Below are 16,369 nucleotides of genomic sequence, written 5' to 3' on the forward strand. Positions count from 1 at the left end.
CACTTTGGTTCATCGACCCGGCCGCCCCCGATTGTTGACGGCGGCCAAGCACAAAGGAGAAAACGCATGTTCAAGCACATCCTGGTTCCCGTGGACGGCTCCAACAGCTCGATGCTGGCAGTTCACAAGGGCGTGGAGCTGGCCAAGGCCTTTGGCAGCACGCTGACGGCGGTCTACGTGGTGGACCCCTATCCGTTCACGGGCGTGGGCGCCGACTTCGCCTACGGCCAGTCGCAGTACCTGAGCGCGGCCACGGCCGAGGCCAACACCACGCTGGACGCCGTCAAGAAGATCACCGACGAGGCCGGCATCACCGCCACCACCGTGGTGGGCGAAGGCCATGCGGTGCACGAAGGCATCGTGCGCGTGCTCGAGAGCACGGGCGCCGACCTGATCATCATGGGCTCGCAAGGCCGCCGTGGCCTGGAAAAGCTGATGCTGGGCAGCGTGACCCAGCGCGTGCTGGGCGCCGTGCGCGTGCCGGTGCTGGTGGTGCGCGAGTAATCACCGGGCCGCTCGGCCCTTTGCCGGGTAAAACGTCAACGGCTCCCTCGGGAGCCGTTTTTGTTGGTGCGCTGCAGGGGGAGAGGGTGATCAGCGATTGAGCAGCCGTGCCAGCCAGCCCTTTTTCTTGCGCTGCAGTTCCAGCTCCTGCAGCACTTCGTTCTTGAGCCTTTCCTTCTCGGCGGCAGGACTGGACTCGCGCGCCATGCGCAGATAGGCCTTGGCCGAGTCCACGTAGCCGGTGTCTTCGTTGCGGATGTGGTTGAACAGCCAGCGCGAGAGCATGCCGTGCAGCTCGGCGGCCACGTCCTCGCCCGCATCGAAGCGGGTCTGCATCTCGATCACGCGGCGCGTGAACAGCTCGTGCACCTTCTTGTGCGGGCCGGCGAACATGTAGCCGGCGCTCTCGATCAGGCTTTCCTCGAACACGAAGTGCGAGACGGTGTAGTCGATCATCTCGCCGATGACATCGCCCAGGGCCTCGCGGTCGGGCGAGGAGCGCAGCTCGTAGAGCTTGTTGATGTAATCGACGATGCGGCGGTGCTGCCGGTCGATTTCTGCAATCCCGGTGTCCAGCTCGGGGACCCAGACCAGCAATGCCATGACGTTCTCCAGGAATTCGGTGATTTCCAGAGAAGTATTCACGGGACTGTCACATAGCTCCTTGATGCAGATCAGGCTGATCTGCATCAATGAAATGCGGCGTTGGCCATTGCAGGCGGTGCCGGGCATGCAGCCCTGGCACCGCAGGCATGTCACTCGATCTTGGCGCCCGAGGACTCGACGATCTGCTTGGACTGCTTGAAGTCGGCCTGGAACATCTTGTCGAAGTCGGCCACGCTCATGGACTGGGGTTCGGCGCCCTGGGTCTGGATGGCATCGCGCACTTCGGGCATGGCCAGCAGCTTGTTCACTTCGGCGTTGACCTTGGTCACGACGGCCGTGGGCGTGCCCTTGGGCATGAACAGGCCGTACCAGGTGCTCACGTCAAAGCCCTTGAGGCCTGCTTCGGCCAGCGTGGGCGTGTCGGGCAGCGAGGACGAGCGCTTGGCCGAGGTCACGGCGATGGCGCGCAGCTTGCCGGCCTTGATCTGGCCGATGGCCGAGGGCACGGAGGACACCAGCAGGTCCACGTTGCCGGCCAGCGCATCCATCAGGGCCGGATTGGAGCCCTTGTAGGGCACGTGCACCAGCTGGATGCCTGCCGCCTTCTCCAGCAGCACGCCCGAGATGTGGATGCTGGTGCCATTGCCCGGCGAGCCGTAGGTCACCTTGCCCGGGTGCTGCTTGGCAGCGGCCACGATGTCGGCCAGGGTCTTGTAGGGCGAGTTCACGCTGGTGGCGATCACGATGGGCGTGTAGGCCACGTGGGCCACGGGCACCAGGTCCTTGACGGGGTTCCAGGGCAGGTTCTTGTAGAGATAGGGGCCCAGGACCACGTTGTCCTTCTGGCCCATGACCATGTCGTAGCCCGTGGGCGCTGCCTTGGCGGCCTCGGTGATGCCGATGGTGCCGCCTGCGCCCGCGCGGTTGTCGGGCACCACGGTCCACTTGCTGACTTCGGTGAGCTTGTTGGACACCACGCGCGCGAGGATGTCGGTGCCGCCGCCGGGCGGGAAGGGCACGATCATGCGCACGGGCTTGTTCGGATAGTCGGCAGCCGCACCTTGGGCGGCTGCGGAAAAGCTCATGCCCATGGCGGCGGCCACGGCGGTGCAGGTGATCAGTTGGCGGAACATGAAAGAAGAAACTCCAGGGTCTGATGGGGCGGTGCAACCCTCTCGCAGCGGACCGGCAGTGCCGGGCCGCCCATGCGGTGGGTTGTCGATGATCGGGGAGGGTGGTTCCGCCATCTTGCATTGGGAAACCCGCTATTTGGGCGGATTTCCGCAATCTGTGCCACAGGGGCTTTCACCAAGGAGCAGCTTGTGCCTGCTCCAGAGGGAAGCGGGCTATTTTATGCCGCCTTGGTGTCTGGCCGCAGGCCAGGCGCTCAGGCCTGTGCCAACTGCCTGTCCAGCACGCGCACCGTCTCGTACAGCACCCTGGTGCCGTCCAGCAGCTGGGCGGGTTCTATCCATTCCTCGGGCGCGTGGCTGCGGCCGTTGAGGCAGGGGATGAAGATCATGCCCATGGGGCCGGTGGGCGCCATGTAGACGGCGTCATGGCCGGCGCCACTGGGCATGCGCATGTAGGCGTAGCCCAGGTTTGTGCAGGCCTGCTCCACGCCCTGCATGACCAGGCCAGCGCAGTCCGTGGGCTGGGAGCGGCTCACGTCGGCCATCTCGGCACGCACGCGCAAGGCGGCCAGGCCGGGCAGGACTTCGGCCAGCAGTTCCTCGGGGAAGCGCTCCAGCACGCCGGCGTGGTCGCTGCGCACTTCCATCATCATCTCGACCAGGCCGGGCACGGCGTTGGAGGCATTGGGCGTGAGCGAGAGCCGGCCCACGGTGGCCACCACATAGTGGGGTTGGCCGCTGAGCGCAGCGGCCTTGCGGTTGGCCGCATCGATGATGCGCGCCGCGCCCACCAGCGCGTCCTGGCGGATGTCCATGGGCGTGGTGCCTGCGTGGTCGGCCTGGCCGCGCACGGTGAAGCTCACGCGGCGTATGCCCACGATGTTCGTCACCACGCCGATGGGCAGGCCGCGCTGCTCCAGCACCGGGCCCTGCTCTATGTGCAGTTCCACAAAGGCGGCCGTGCCGCCGGCGCTGCGCAGCGGGCGGTCCAGCGCCTCGGGCCGCGCGCCGATGCGGCGCATGCCTTCGGCCAGGGTTTCGCCTTGCGGGTTGCGGGCGGCCAGCATGGCGGCGTCCAGCTTGCCCGACAGCGCGCGGCTGCCTATGCAGGAGATGCCGTAGTCGCTGGGTTCTTCGGACAGGAAGTCGATCACCTCGAACGGGTGCTGCAGGGCGATGCCGTTTTCGTGCAGGCAGTGCGCGACCTCGATGCCGGCCAGCACGCCGATGATGCCGTCGAAGCGCCCGCCCATCATCACGGTATCGCAGTGCGATCCGGTGGAGATGGGGGCGCGTTGCACCGGGCCTGGGGCAGCCGGCAGGCGGCCCACCAGGTTGCCGCCCTCATCCAGATGGACCTGCATGCCCGCTGCCTCGAACTGCCCGCGCAGCCAGGCACGGGCCTGGTCGAATTCAGGGGAGAAGGCGCGGCGCGTCCACGGCACGTCGGGCAGGGTGAAGGTGGACAGGGTCTCCACGCGGCGCCACAGGCGCTCGGCATTGATGGGGGGAAGGTTGGGGGCGGAGGAAGCGGGCAGGGCGGTCATCGGTCTCGGTGGCGTCTGGGGCAGCTGGATCGGGCAGCCCGAATTCTCGCGCGAAAAAAGCAGTCCTCAGGGCAGGGGGCGCAGGCCCGCCAGCAGACGCTCGAGCGTGTCGAAGCTCACGGGTTTGACCAGGTGGTGGTCCATGCCGGCTTCCCGCGATCGTCTCAGGTCCTCCTCCTGCCCCCAGCCCGTGAGCGCGATCAGCACGACCTGGTCGCGGCCGTGCTCGGCACGGATGCGGCGGGCGACCTCCAGGCCGTCCATGCCGGGCAGGCCGATGTCCAGCAGCACCACTTCTGGCCTGAACGCCGCGTGCATGGCCAGGGCGCCGGGGCCGTCGCGGGCAATCTCGACTTCGGCGCCCAGCAGCCTGAGCAGCATGGCCAGGGTGTCGGCGGCGTCGATGTTGTCATCGACCACCAGGATGCGGCCGAAGGCCGTTGCATCCTCGGGCTGGGCATTCGGTGCCTGTCCCGCCAGGGGCTGCGCCTGGGTGGGCAGGGGCAGGTGCAGCCTGAATTCGCTGCCCTGGCCCTTGCCTTCGCTGAGCGCCTGCACGCTGCCGCCGTGCATCTCGACCAGGCTGCGCACCAGGGTCAGCCCGATGCCCAGGCCGCCCTGCCCACGGCGGCCGTTGCGGTCCACCTGCATGAACAGATCGAACACCTTGCCCAGCAGGGCGGGCGGGATGCCGATGCCGTTGTCGCGTACCGAGACCACGGCCTGCGCGCCATCGGTCCAGGCGGCCAGAACGATGTGGCCGCCGGAGTGCGAGTACTTGGCGGCATTGTTGAGCAGGTTGGAGACCATCTGCGCCAGCCGCATCGGGTCGGCCAGCAGCGATACGGGCGCGGCGGGCAGTTCCAGGCGCAACTGGTGGCTGCCTGCCTCCATGACCGCGCCGCTGGCCGCCACCACGCCTTGCAGCACATCGTTCAGGTCCACCAGTTCCTTGCGCAACTGGACCTTGCCCGTGGTGATGCGCGAGACCTCCAGCAAGTCGTCCACCATGCGGATCATGTGGTTGACCTGGCGCTCCAGCATCTCGTGGCTGTGGCGCACGCTGTCGTCGCCGCTGGCGGTGCGCTTGAGGATTTGCAGGCCGTGGCTGATGGGTGCCAGTGGATTGCGCAGCTCATGCGCCAGCGTGGCCAGGAATTCGTCCTTGCGTCGGTCGGCTTCCTTGAGGTGGTACTCGGCCTGTTTGAGTTCGGTGATGTCCTGGATGACGGAGCAGGTGCCTATGAGCTGGCCGTCGTCATCGCGCAGCGGCGCGCAGCTGACGCGCATCCACCATTCGCGGCCATCGTCGTCGGTGTGCAGCATCTCCAGACCCGGCATGACCACTTCGCCGCGCAGCGCGCGCTTGCCGGGCCAGTTCTCGGGGGCAATGGGCTGGCCCTTGTCATCCCATCCCTTCCAGCGCGGCATGCGGTCCGCCAGGGTGGAAGGAATGGCGCGCGGCACGAAGCGGTCCATGAGCGCATTGCTCAATACCATGGTGCCGCTCATGTCGGAGACGCCCACGCCCGCAGGCATCTGGTCGATGATGGCGCGCAGCTTTTTCTCGTTGGCCTGCACGGCGACGTGGACCTGTTCGCGCACACGCACCAACTGCAGCAGCGATGCGATGCGCGCCAGCAGCTCGCGCGCCGAAAAGGGCTTGACCAGGTAGTCGTCCGCGCCCGCGCGCAGGCCTTCGACCTGGGCCTCCTGGCCGGCCCGCGCGGACAGCATGATGACGGGAATGGCGCGCGTGGTCTCGTCACTGCGCAGCGCGTGCAGCAGCTCGAAGCCGTCGAGCACGGGCATCATCACGTCAGCCAGCACCAGGTCGGGCCGCTGGCGGTGGATGCTGGCCAGCGCGGCGCGGCCATCGCCCACGATCTCCACTTCATACAGCGGCTCCAGCAACTGGCCGATGTAGCTGCGCATGTCGGCGTTGTCATCGGCGCAGACGATGCGGGCACGCGGGGGCAGGGCACCACCGTGCATGTCCCGCTGCATGGGCCTGGCTTCGTCGCTGGCAGCCGGGGCGGGCTCGCCGGGCAGCCAGCGCAGGGCCTCATCCACCTGCGGGTGCGATGCAGGCGGGCGCGCGGGCCGGTGCTCGGCCGGAAGATGCGCATGCCCCCTGGGCAGGCGCACGGTGAAGCGGCTGCCTTCGCCCTCCGTGCTGCTGACCGTAACGGTGCCGCCATGCAGCCGTGCCAGCTCCTGCACCATGGCCAGGCCGATGCCCGTGCCCTCGTGCGTGCGGGCCGGCTTGCCGGGAATGCGGTGAAAACGCTGGAAGAGATGGGGCAGGTGCTGGGGCGCAATGCCCGATCCGGTGTCGGTGACGGACAGCTCCACCGCACCACAGGCCCCCCCCGCGCCGTGCGCATCATGCACATCGCGCAGCGCCACTGCGATTTCGCCTTGCAGCGTGAACTTGAAGGCGTTGGACAGCAGGTTGAGCACGATTTTTTCGTACATGTCGCGGTCCACATGGACCGGTCCGTCCAGCGGCGGGCAATCCACGCGCAGCCGCAGGCCGGCTTGCTCCACGGCCGAGCGGAACATGCTGGCCAGCTCGGCCGTGGTGCGGGCCAGGTCCGTGGGCTCGTAGCTGGCCTGCATGCGCCCGGCCTCGATGCGCGAGAAGTCCAGCAGGGCGTTGACCAGTTTTTGCAGGCGCAGCGCGTTGCGGTGGATCATCTGCGTCTGCCCGGCCGGCACCTGGCCGCCGTGCTCGCGCAGGGCATCTTCCAGCGGGCCCAGGATCAGGGTCAGCGGGGTGCGCAGCTCGTGGCTGACGTTGGAGAAGAACACGGTCTTGGCGTGGTCCACCTCGGCCAGCGCCTTGGCGCGCCGTGCTTCCTGCTCGTAGGCCTGTGCGTGCGCGACCACGCTGCCCGTGTGGCTTGCCACCATGTCGAGGAAGGCGCAATAGTCCACATCCAGCGGGCGGCGCGGGCTGACGCCCAGCACCATCACGCCCGAGACCTGGCCGTCGCCCGACCAGCGCACAGGCACGATGCGCGCCAGACGCGAGGCCTCGGGCCAGGGGCCGCCGGGCAGGGACAGGCCCAGGGGCGCCAGTTCCACATTGGCGGGCTGGCCCGGCTGGGCCGCCTGATCCGCCTGATGCGCCTGGACCGTTAGGTCCGCTCGGTCCGATGGATCGGATTGCACGGCCCGGTCCAGCGGCCAGCGCGAGGGGTCGGCCGCCAGCTCCATGTCCAGATCCATGCCCGTGGCGCAGAGAAGCCTGAAGGCCGGGCCGCTGGCGCCTGCGCTGCCCGCGGCAGGGGTGTCCACGCATTCGTAGATGATGGCGAAGGGCACGTCATAGGGGTTCTCGTCCAGCACGGCGCAGACTTTCTGGGCGGCGTCCCTGGCGTTGTGCATGTCCAGCGTGCGTATGCCCAGGCGGTGCAGCGTCTCCAGGCGCCTGCGGCTGACGATTTTCTCCGTGGTCTCGGTGCAGGGGCAGAACACGCCCTGCACGGTGACGCCGTCATCGGCCAGGATGGGGCCGTAGGTGAAAGTCACGAAGACCTCTTCCTGCGGCAGGTCGCGGTCGAAGAAGTAGCGGGCGTCGGTGGACCAGGTGGCCTCGCCGGTACGCATCACGCCTTCCAGCATGGGGCCGATATCGCTCCAGATCTCGCTCCAGCAGTGCGCGCCGGCCTGGCCCAGCGCCTGGGGGTGCTTGCTGGTTCCCAGGAAGGGGATATAGCCATCGTTGTAGATCAGGCGGAAGTCTTCGCCCCACCAGATGGTGATGGGAAAGCGCGAGCCCAGCGCCAGGCTCACGGCGTTGCGCAGGGTCTGCGGCCAGCCGTCCGGCGCTCCCAGGGGCGTGGCCGCCCAGTCGTGGGAACGCACGCGTGCCGGCATTTCGCCGCGCTGCGGCAGGAATCGAAAACTGTCTTCTGAGTTCACACTTTCTCCCACGGCAATTGCGGGTCTCGGGTCTCGGGTCTGGCCGCAGTCGCGGCTATTTTGACTTGGACTGGCCCGCTTGCCTGCCCCGGCCCGAGCCCGACAGCTTGCCGCCGCCGCTTTGCCTGTTCACGGTGGCCCAGGCGCGCTTTTCAGCTTCTTCGTGGCCCACGCCGCGCGACTCGTAGCTGTCTTCGATATGCCGAGCCTGGCGCTTTTGCTTATCGGTATAGGCCGATTTGTCACCTTGTGGCATGTCACTCTCCCTTGCGCGTCTGTTCCTGCTCCGGGGACGGTGGCAGCTCGATGGGCGGCGCCGTGGTGGGCGGGTCGATGGGCTCGGGCCCGCGCGGGCGGCCGGGCTGGCGGTTGGGATCATCGGGGGCCACGGGGTCGTTGGGCGTGGTCGGCACCTGGGGAATATTGGGTGCGTGGGGCAGGGGGTGGTTCATGGTGCGTGTCCTTTTGGGGGTGTGTGGTGATGAGGGGTGCATGCCCTCTCAGCGCGCAGGCGTGGAGGTGGGGGCAGGGGCCGTGGCCGGACCAGCCTGCTGCGGCGCGGCGGAAGGCGCGGGCGGCGACCCGGGCTGTGTCGCGGGAGACGGTGAGGGCGAAGGTGAGGGCGAAGGCGTTCCAGTCGCTCCAGTGGCGCTGGGCGCATCCAGCCGGCCCTTGGGGGCCATGAAGTTGAACATCAGCACCAGGATCAGTGCGACGGCGGCGGTGAGTGCGCCTATGCGCAGGGGCCAGCGTCCGTCGCGGATGTGGTTGTTCTCGCTGCGCTGGCGTTCGAGGGGGGCATGCATTCGGCGGGGTGAGTTGTCCATGGCGGGCTCCTTCAGTCCATGAGCTTTCACCTTAGGCCGGGCGGCGGCCTGCAACTGTCGGACAAGGCATGCCCTGCGGGAGCGACAAGCCGCTACACGGCGGTGGGGCTTGGCAGGACGGGCCGGACAGGATTTTGGACAGGCACGCCGCTTGCCACCACGCCAGGTTTCAGGCGTGGCGCCTGCGCCGGTCGGCCGGTTCTATGCGCAGCAGCTGGCGGTATTTGGTGACGGTGCGGCGCGCCACGACCAGGCCCTGGGCACCGAGCTGGCGTGCGATTTCAACATCCGACAGCGGCCGGGCATCGGACTCGGCCGCGATGATGTCGCCGATCAACTCGCGGATGGCCGTGGCCGAGCAGGCATTGCCGCTGGCGCTGAGCATGGGGCGCGAGAAGAAATGCTTGAGTTCGAACACGCCCGTGGGCGTGGCCATGTATTTGTTGTTGGTCACGCGCGAGACGGTGGACTCGTGCACGCCCACTTCCTCGGCAATCTCGCGCAGCACCAGCGGCTTCATGGCCATGGCGCCGAACTCCAGGAACAGCTGCTGCTTGCGCACGATGGCCTGCGCCACGTCGAGGATGGTGGAAAAGCGCTGCTCCACGTTGCGCACCGTCCAGCGCGCATCCTGCAGGTGGTCGGCCAGTTGGTTCTGGCCGCTGCGGCGGTGGCGCTGAAACAGCTGCTCGTAGACGCGGTTCAGGCGCACGCGCGGCACGACCGCGGGGTTGAGGTGCACGTTCCAGCCGTTCTGGCCCCGGCGCACGATCACGTCGGGAACGATGTAGTCCACGTGGGAGGAGCCGAAGTTCCAGCCCGGCCTGGGGTTCAGCCGACGTATGCAGTCCAGCGCCTGCGTGATCTGCGCGGGCGGCACCTGCAGCGCCCGGGCCAGCCGGGGCACGTCGCGGGCGGCCAGTGCATCCATGTGGTCCTGCACCATGGCCTGGGCCAACTGGCGCAGGTGGGCATCGCCGATCTGCGGGCATTGCAGCAACAGGCATTCGCCCACGCTGCGGGCGGCCACGCCGGCCGGGTCCAGCGATTGCACCAGGCGCAGGGCAATGAGCATTTCCTGCGCGTCAGGTGCGGGGCTGAGGGCCAGCAGGCCGGCCAGCTCCTGCAGGTCGGTGCGCAGATAGCCGTCGTCGTCCAGCGACTCCACGATGGCGCGGGCCATGCACAGGTCGCGCGGCGTCATCGCCATCACATTGAGCTGGCCGTGCAGGTGCATGGCCAGCGTTGTCTCGCAGGCCGCCAGATCCATGGCCGTGCCTTCTCCATCCACCCCCTGGCGCGCGCCGGTATGCATGTCGGCCAGCCACAGGTCGCGGTCGTCGGCGGGTTCGGTGGCGGGGCCGGGCAGGTGGTCGGCCGGGTCGGGCGGGTGCTGCATGCCGGGGAGATCGCGGTCCATGTCCAGACCGATGCCCATGCCGATGCCTTCATCCATGGCCGTGTCCGGGGACAGGCCTGCCTCCGGGGCCAGCCTGCCCATGCCGCCTTCCCGGTCCTCTTCACCCAGCTCCTTGCCGTCGAGCAGCCCCTGTTCATACTCGCCGTCCTGCGCATCCTGCGGGTCTTCCAGGAACGGGTTGTCCTCCAGCTTGCTGCGCACCACGGCGGCAAAGTCCAGCGAGGACATCTGCAGCATCCGCACTGCAAGCTGCAGGCGGGGAGAAAGCGTCTGGGACTGGCGTATGTCCGCCCTGAGGTGCATGGAACCCATTTCATCTCCTTGGTGCGATGACCCGAAGACGCAAGCTCCATGCCGCCATGCGGGCGACGAATCGTCTGGATACACTTTGGGCACGAAACCTGCTGTGGTCTCCCTGCGCAGGCGGCACGGGGCCCAGGGTTTTGCCGCCGCTGCGGGGGATCGGTTCTGGAACAGCGGGGCCGGTCATGGCGTCCACGGCAGAAATTGCCGTTTGGGCGCAAGGTTTTCTGCAAACTTTGCCATGTACCAGTCCACCAGCTTCCACACGGTCCCGCCCCCGGGGGCCCAGAATTCCGTTCCACGGGAGGCGCCGCGTGATGCCCTGCCCGAAGATCCCATGTCCATACGCCTGAGGTTGGTCCTGCTGCTGCTGGCCTTGCTGGTCTTTGTGCTGGCGGCCTCGTCCTGGCTGCTGTTGCGCGCCTACCAATCCGAGCATGCGGCGCAGGAGCAGGCCGCGCGCGTCAGCAGCATGGCCGTGGCCCGTCTGCTGGACAAGGAGCCGCGCACGGCCGGAGCCGATCAGGTGCTGGCGGCCTTGCGGCCCTTGCTGGACTCCGGCTGGCCCGGCTTTCTGGTGGACAGCACAGGCCGCGCCCTGCCGGCCGGGCCCGGCGCGGCAGCCGACCTGCCTGCCTTGCCCGCCGATTTCAGCGAGCGGCTGGCGGCCAGCCTGGCGCAGGCTGCGCCCGGCGTGAAAAGTGCGGGGCAAGGCGCAGAGCAGAGCGCAGGGCAGGGTGCAGGGCAGGGCGCTTTGCAGGGGTGGCTGGATCTGCCAGATGCGCAGGGCGGGCCGCTGCGGGCCTTCTTCAGCAAGTCCGCCCAGGGCTGGACCTGGGTGAGCTGGGTCCCCTGTTCTGCGCTGGACCCCGCATGCTCCCGGCCCCTGAAGGGGGTGATCTGGGTGGCCATCGTTTTGTTCGCGGTGGCGGGCCTGGGATTGGCGCGGCTGGCGCTGCGGGGCAGCACGGCCCTGGTGTTGCCGGCAATGGGGGGCAAGGCGCAAGACCAGGGCCAAGGCCAGGGCGGTGGTGATGCCGGCCTGTCCGAAGGCGCTGCGGTGGACGCTGCCGGTCTCGAAGCGGCCGCTGCCCGTCTCCAGAGCGAACGCCTGCAGGTGGTGGGGCGGCTGGCAGGCCGGTTTTCCCATGAGTTCAACAACCAGCTGGGCATTCTGAGCAACAGCGCCTATCTGATAGAGCGGCGCTCCGAGGACCCGGGCCTGCGCCTGCCCGCCCAGGCCATGCTGCGCTCGGTGGACACGGCCAGCCGCCTCACGCAGCAACTGTTGCGTTTCGGGGCGCACCATTGCACGCATGCGCTGGTGGTGGACCTGTACCGCTGGCTGCCCGGCCTGCAGGGCACGCTGGCCGTGGTGCTGGGCAAGCGCATGGCGCTGGAGGTGGCGGAGCCTGCCGAGGCCAGTCAGCCCGGCCAGCCGGCGCCGCGATTGGGCGTGCATGTGGACCCGGATGAGCTGGAGCTGGCGCTGATCAGCATTTTTCTCGCCATCCGCGAAGCGATGACCGATGGCGCGCAGGTGCACATGGCCGCCCGGCCCCTGTCCGAGGACTTGGCCCAGGCCCAGGCCCAGGCCGCAGCTTCTCGCGGGGGTGCGCTGGTGGAGATCCGCATCGAGGCCATGGCCCACGGGGCGGGCGCCGTCAGCACCGGCTCCGGTACCGGCGAGGCGGGCGCGCCACGGCTGGAACGTGTGGAAAGGCAGGACCCGCCGCCTGTCTTCACTCCATTGAACGATGCCGATGCGGACGCCACCTGCGGCCTGAGCCTGGCGCGCCGCCTGTGCCTGGAGCGCGGCGGCGTGGTGCGGGCCGAGGGTGAGCATGGCCGCTGCCTGGCGGTCTCACTGGTGCTGCCGCGCGTGGCCATGGCGGCGCAGGACTGCCTGGCGCAAAGGCTGGACTGACAGGCTGCCTGGCCGCTTTCAGCGCGGCACGCTCCGCTTGCACAGGTTGAAGATGGCCAGCAGCGCAACGGCGCAGGCCAGAGAGACGAAGATGGACATGGAGGTGGCCGGCGCCTCCGTCTGCGCATTCATGGCCGAAGGCCCCAGCATCGGCGCCAGCAGCCAGCCGCCCAGCAGTGCGCCTATGGCGCCTATGACCACGTTGAGCAAAATGCCTTGCTCGGCCTGGGTGTTCGTGACCATGCTGGTAATCCAGCCGATCAGGCCACCCACCATCAGCCAGATGAGGAAGTCCATGGCATCGCCCTTGAAAAAAGTTACGGTTGGTGGTCAAGGGCAATCGGCGTGCCCGGCTCCTGCAGGCCGTTCAGAGCCTAGGCTTGTCAGGGGCGGTGTCCTGGCCCGAGGCAGGGCGAATCTCTGCACGCTCCGCCTCATGGCCCGAAGGCGTCTGGGCATCCAGGCCCCGGTCGGGCGACTCGCTGACCTGGGGCAGGTCGGCGGCGTGCTCTATCAATTCCTCGATGATGAAGCGGCCATAGAGTTGAGCGCGCTCGGCACCGGCGGCCTTCAGGGCATCGGCGGCCGTGCGTGCGGCCTCGTCGCTGTCCACGCGCACCACCAGCCAGTGGTAGCCGCGTTCGGCCAGGGCCTGGTGGGCCTTGACCAGGTTGAGCTCCTGGCCCACGGCAGCAACGGGGCTGGCCTGGCGCAGGTCTTCATCGATCTGGGCCAGCATTTCCCGGTCGGAATAGCGCTGGATGTCCTGGACGGGCAGGTCCAGCGCCTGCAGCGCGGCCACGCCGTCGTCGGCCTGCGCAGCTGTGGGAAACGAGACCACCATGTGGCCCACGGGCTTGAAGACACCGTAGGCGCGGGGAGGAGAGGAGTCCATGGGCTTGTCCTTGGTTGCACGAAGGTGCAAGCAAGGTGGCAAGCAGCGTGCCTGCCGGCGGGTATCAGCCGTGCTCGGCGTCCGTTTCGCCCTTTTTGCCGCCCGCATAGTCCCTGAGCCGGTTGTACAGGGTCTTGAGGCTGATGCCGAGCACGGCCGCCGTGCGTTCCTTCTGGTACTTGCACTGCTTGAGCGTGGCCTGGATGAGCAGCCGCTCGGCCTGCGCCATGGTCATGCCGATGGGCAGCTGTATGGTGGCCGGCTCGGTGTCGGGCAGGTCGTAGGTGGCGGCTGCATGCGCGTGGTCGGCGGGCGCATGCGCTGTGATGGTGGGGGTGATGGGCGTGGTCGATGGCGCTGTCAGTGGCGCGGTCAATGGCGCGCTCATTGGCATGGACCCCGCCTGCGGCATATGTGGCATTTGCGGCAGGTGCAGGGCGTGGGCGGCCGGATGCACCGGGGCCGGCTGCTGGGCAATGGCCACGGGCGGCCGGGGCAGCCATTCCTGGCTCACCAGCGGGCCGGGCTCCATCACATAGGCGCGCTGCACGGCGTTGCGCAATTCGCGCACATTGCCGGGCCAGCTGTATTGCGCAAGCTGCTTGAGGGCCGATGCCGTGAATTGCTTGGCCTGGCCCTCGCGCTGGGAGATAGCCTCCATGAAATGCTGCGCAAGCAGCGGAACGTCGGTCAGGCGCTCGCGCAGCGGCGGCAGCTCGATAGGGAAGACGTTCAGGCGGTACAGCAGGTCTTCGCGCAGCTTGCCGCTGGCCACGGCCTCGTAGGGGCAGCGGTTGGTGGCGGCGATCACGCGCACATCGGTCTGCAGCGTCTGGGTGGAGCCCACGCGCATGAAGCGGCCGGTCTCCAGCACGCGCAGCAGCTTGACCTGCAGCTCCATCGACATTTCCGTGATTTCGTCCAGAAACAGCGTGCCCGTGGCCGCGCGCTCGAAAAAGCCCTGGTGCTGGCGGTCGGCGCCGGTGAAGCTGCCCTTTTCATGGCCAAAGATCTCGCTTTCGATCAGGTGCGGAGAAATGGCACCGCAGTTGACCGCCAGGAAGGGCCGGCTGCGCCGCTGGCTCAGCTCATGCAGGGTCTGTGCCACGACTTCCTTGCCGGTGCCGCTTTCGCCCGTCAGAAAGACCGTGACCGAGGTGCCCGCCACGCGCTCCATCTGCTGGTACAGCCGCTGCATGGGGGCCGAGCCGCCCCACAGCCGGCCAAAGCGCCCTTCCTGCGCGCAGTAGCCGGCGCCTGGCCTGTCTTGCGGGGTGATCTGGTCGAAGGCCGCGCCCGTGACGGTGCTGGTGCCCGTTTCCGGCAGGCCGGCCGTGGGGATCAGAAAGCGCGAAAGAATGTCCTCCAGCCGCCCGATGCCCACGGGCTTGACCAGATAGTCCATGGCGCCGCGGCGCAGGGCCTCGATGGAGGAGTCCAGGCTGGCGTGGCCGGTCACCAGCACGATCTGCGAGTCCTGCGGCACCTGCTGGTCACCGAAAAGGTCCATGCCGTTGCCATCGGGCAGTTGCAGGTCCAGCAGCACCAGGCTGGGCGGCTGCATGGCCATCTGCCGGCGCGCGTCGCGCAGGGTGTGGGCCACGGCGACCGAGAAGCGGTCCACGCCCACGAGTTCGCGCATGGTCGCTGCGGAATCCGCATCGTCATCGACGATCAGCACGTGGTTCATTGCATGGCCTCCAGGGGTCCTCGCCGCAACGCGTTTTGACAAAATTTCATGATCTGCCAGTTTAAGGGCGAGCATGCAGGCGTCTTTGTCAGTCCACAGGCACAGTGTTTGCCGGGCGTGCGGGAGGCGGGATCAGGGAGGCGGCTGGCGACTGGCGCGCCGCCCGCTGCGGGGCTGCAGCAACCCCAGGAACAGGCATTCCTTGGCGCTCAGTCCGCGCGGGCGCCTGTCCGGTGCGGTGGGAATGTCCTGCCCAGGTTGCTCGCACAGGGCCAGCACCTGGGGATGGATGTAGAACTTGCGGCAAACCGCACAGGTATTGCCCAGGCGCCGGGCGACCTGCGTGACCAGAGCGTTCAGCGCCGCCGCACTGGTGCCTGCGCCTTCTTGCGATGCTGCCTTGCCTGCGGTCAGCGCAAGTTCCAGCGCAAGTTCCAGCGCGTACACGCTGGCATGCCAGGTGCGGAAATCCTTGGCGCTGAAATCCGGGCCGTCTGCGGTATCTCTGGCATCTGCGGCATCAGCCCCATGGGCCGCAGCCTTGCCGCAAATCCTGCGGATGTAGTCGTTCACATGCTCGGATCGCACATGGTGGACTTCGCCTTCATCGTCGATGAACTGGAACAGCCGCTGGCCCGGCAGCTCCTGGCAGCGCTTGACGATGCGGGACACGGCCCGGTCGGACACGCGGGCCTGCTGCAGCACGCCGCTCTTGCCCTTGAAGCTCAGCGTCAGCTCACCCGCGTGCACCTGGGCATGGCGGTTTCTGAGCGTGGTGAGGCCGTAGGAGCCATTGCTCTCCGAATACTCGTCATTGCCTATGCGCAGGGCCGTGCAGTCCAGCAGCCAGACGATGGCGGCCACCACGGTGTCCAGCTGCGGCCGGCCAGGCTTGAGATCGCGCGCCACCGCCCGACGGATGGCGGGCAGGTGGCGGCCAAAGGCACGCATGCGGTCGAACTTGACCTGCTTGCGCTGTTCCTGCCACTGCGGGTGGTAGCGGTACTGCTTGCGGCCCCGCGCATCGCGGCCCGTGGCCTGCAGGTGGCCCTGGGCATCGGGGCAGATCCAGACATCCACATAGGCCGGTGGAATGGCCAGTTTGCCGATGCGCGCCAGCGCCTGGGCATCGCGCACGGGCTTGCCATCCTGCGCCACGTAGGAAAAGCCCTTGCCGCGCCGCACGCGGCGCCAGCCGGGCATGCGGTCGTTCACATAGGTCAGGGCAGGGCCGGGGCCGTCTGCTTTCGCTGCCCTGCCCCTGGCTGGTGCGGAGCTCAGTGCACCCCCTGCGGCGGCGGTGGCGGCGGGGCAATGGGCGGGTCGGAGTAGGGCGAAGGTGCCGGGGCCGGTGGCGGGTCGCCCACGGGGGGAACCAGCGGCTCGGTGGGCGGCGGGTTGACGGGGGGCGCGACAGGCGGGGTGACAGGCGGGGTGACAGGGGGTGCAGGTACCGAAGTGATCATGGGAAGTTGCTCCTGTAGGTGGCAGGCCGGGCCGGCCTTGGTGTTGCCGTGGCAAGCGCCGTGCCTGGACCCGAGGGAAATGGCCCGGGTACAAGGTTGGTTGAAGTCCGGCGCGGTGCCA

15 protein-coding genes are annotated in these 16,369 nt (G+C 68.2%); 2 read left to right on the forward strand and 13 right to left on the reverse strand.

The window, feature by feature from the left end:
- Nucleotides 1-66: 66 nt before the first annotated feature.
- Nucleotides 67-504, forward strand: a complete 438-nt coding sequence (locus DELCS14_RS12400; protein WP_012206159.1) for a universal stress protein — start codon at nucleotides 67-69, stop codon at nucleotides 502-504.
- A 90-nt stretch (nucleotides 505-594) separates the two neighbouring features.
- On the opposite strand, the gene DELCS14_RS12405 is transcribed toward DELCS14_RS12400, so the two are convergent.
- From DELCS14_RS12405 to rpoN, 8 genes are all read right to left on the reverse strand, one after another.
- The gene (locus tag DELCS14_RS12405) at nucleotides 595-1,149 is read right to left on the reverse strand and encodes a bacteriohemerythrin (RefSeq protein ID WP_224986183.1); all 555 of its coding nucleotides are present in this window, start codon (nucleotides 1,147-1,149) and stop codon (nucleotides 595-597) included.
- Between the two features lie 110 nt (nucleotides 1,150-1,259).
- Nucleotides 1,260-2,243 carry a tripartite tricarboxylate transporter substrate binding protein gene (locus tag DELCS14_RS12410; protein WP_013801916.1) on the reverse strand — a complete coding sequence of 328 codons (984 nt, stop codon included), beginning with the start codon at nucleotides 2,241-2,243 and terminating at the stop codon, nucleotides 1,260-1,262.
- A 254-nt stretch (nucleotides 2,244-2,497) separates the two neighbouring features.
- A complete protein-coding gene (locus DELCS14_RS12415) occupies nucleotides 2,498-3,790 on the reverse strand; it encodes a Zn-dependent hydrolase (protein ID WP_013801917.1) in 1,293 nt (430 codons plus the stop codon).
- A 66-nt stretch (nucleotides 3,791-3,856) separates the two neighbouring features.
- Nucleotides 3,857-7,720 carry an ATP-binding protein gene (locus DELCS14_RS12420; RefSeq protein WP_157158263.1) on the reverse strand — a complete coding sequence of 1,288 codons (3,864 nt, stop codon included), beginning with the start codon at nucleotides 7,718-7,720 and terminating at the stop codon, nucleotides 3,857-3,859.
- A 55-nt stretch (nucleotides 7,721-7,775) separates the two neighbouring features.
- Nucleotides 7,776-7,976, reverse strand: a complete 201-nt coding sequence (locus DELCS14_RS12425; protein ID WP_013801919.1) for a hypothetical protein — start codon at nucleotides 7,974-7,976, stop codon at nucleotides 7,776-7,778.
- Between the two features lies 1 nt (nucleotide 7,977).
- Nucleotides 7,978-8,172: a hypothetical protein gene (locus tag DELCS14_RS12430; RefSeq protein WP_012206153.1), complete on the reverse strand. Its 195-nt coding sequence runs from the start codon at nucleotides 8,170-8,172 to the stop codon at nucleotides 7,978-7,980.
- A 48-nt stretch (nucleotides 8,173-8,220) separates the two neighbouring features.
- Complete coding sequence (locus DELCS14_RS12435; RefSeq protein WP_013801920.1) at nucleotides 8,221-8,547, reverse strand: hypothetical protein; 327 nt, start codon at nucleotides 8,545-8,547, stop codon at nucleotides 8,221-8,223.
- A 169-nt stretch (nucleotides 8,548-8,716) separates the two neighbouring features.
- Nucleotides 8,717-10,279: an RNA polymerase factor sigma-54 gene (rpoN, locus tag DELCS14_RS12440; RefSeq protein WP_013801921.1), complete on the reverse strand. Its 1,563-nt coding sequence runs from the start codon at nucleotides 10,277-10,279 to the stop codon at nucleotides 8,717-8,719.
- Nucleotides 10,280-10,607: 328 nt separating this feature from the next.
- Here rpoN and DELCS14_RS12445 point away from each other — a divergent pair, with 328 nt between their 5' ends.
- Nucleotides 10,608-12,197 (forward strand): hypothetical protein, encoded by a 1,590-nt coding sequence (locus DELCS14_RS12445; protein WP_228676882.1) that lies wholly within the window; start codon nucleotides 10,608-10,610, stop codon nucleotides 12,195-12,197.
- 18 nt (nucleotides 12,198-12,215) lie between these two features.
- Here the strand turns inward: DELCS14_RS12445 and DELCS14_RS12450 are convergent, their stop codons facing one another.
- The 5 genes from DELCS14_RS12450 to DELCS14_RS30465 all read right to left on the reverse strand — a co-directional run bounded on the left by DELCS14_RS12450 (nucleotide 12,216) and on the right by DELCS14_RS30465 (nucleotide 16,248).
- On the reverse strand, nucleotides 12,216-12,494 hold the full coding sequence (locus DELCS14_RS12450) for a GlsB/YeaQ/YmgE family stress response membrane protein (protein ID WP_013801923.1): 279 nt from the start codon (nucleotides 12,492-12,494) through the stop codon (nucleotides 12,216-12,218).
- A gap of 70 nt (nucleotides 12,495-12,564) precedes the next feature.
- Nucleotides 12,565-13,092, reverse strand: a complete 528-nt coding sequence (locus DELCS14_RS12455; protein ID WP_013801924.1) for a hypothetical protein — start codon at nucleotides 13,090-13,092, stop codon at nucleotides 12,565-12,567.
- Between the two features lie 64 nt (nucleotides 13,093-13,156).
- Nucleotides 13,157-14,782 carry a sigma-54 dependent transcriptional regulator gene (locus DELCS14_RS12460; protein ID WP_013801925.1) on the reverse strand — a complete coding sequence of 542 codons (1,626 nt, stop codon included), beginning with the start codon at nucleotides 14,780-14,782 and terminating at the stop codon, nucleotides 13,157-13,159.
- A 132-nt stretch (nucleotides 14,783-14,914) separates the two neighbouring features.
- The gene (locus DELCS14_RS12465) at nucleotides 14,915-15,985 is read right to left on the reverse strand and encodes a DNA topoisomerase IB (RefSeq protein WP_043796723.1); all 1,071 of its coding nucleotides are present in this window, start codon (nucleotides 15,983-15,985) and stop codon (nucleotides 14,915-14,917) included.
- Between the two features lie 74 nt (nucleotides 15,986-16,059).
- The gene (locus DELCS14_RS30465) at nucleotides 16,060-16,248 is read right to left on the reverse strand and encodes a hypothetical protein (protein ID WP_141441593.1); all 189 of its coding nucleotides are present in this window, start codon (nucleotides 16,246-16,248) and stop codon (nucleotides 16,060-16,062) included.
- Between the last annotated feature and the right edge of the window lie 121 nt (nucleotides 16,249-16,369).

This window comes from Delftia sp. Cs1-4 (assembly GCF_000214395.1).
Classification (GTDB): domain Bacteria; phylum Pseudomonadota; class Gammaproteobacteria; order Burkholderiales; family Burkholderiaceae_C; genus Comamonas; species Comamonas acidovorans.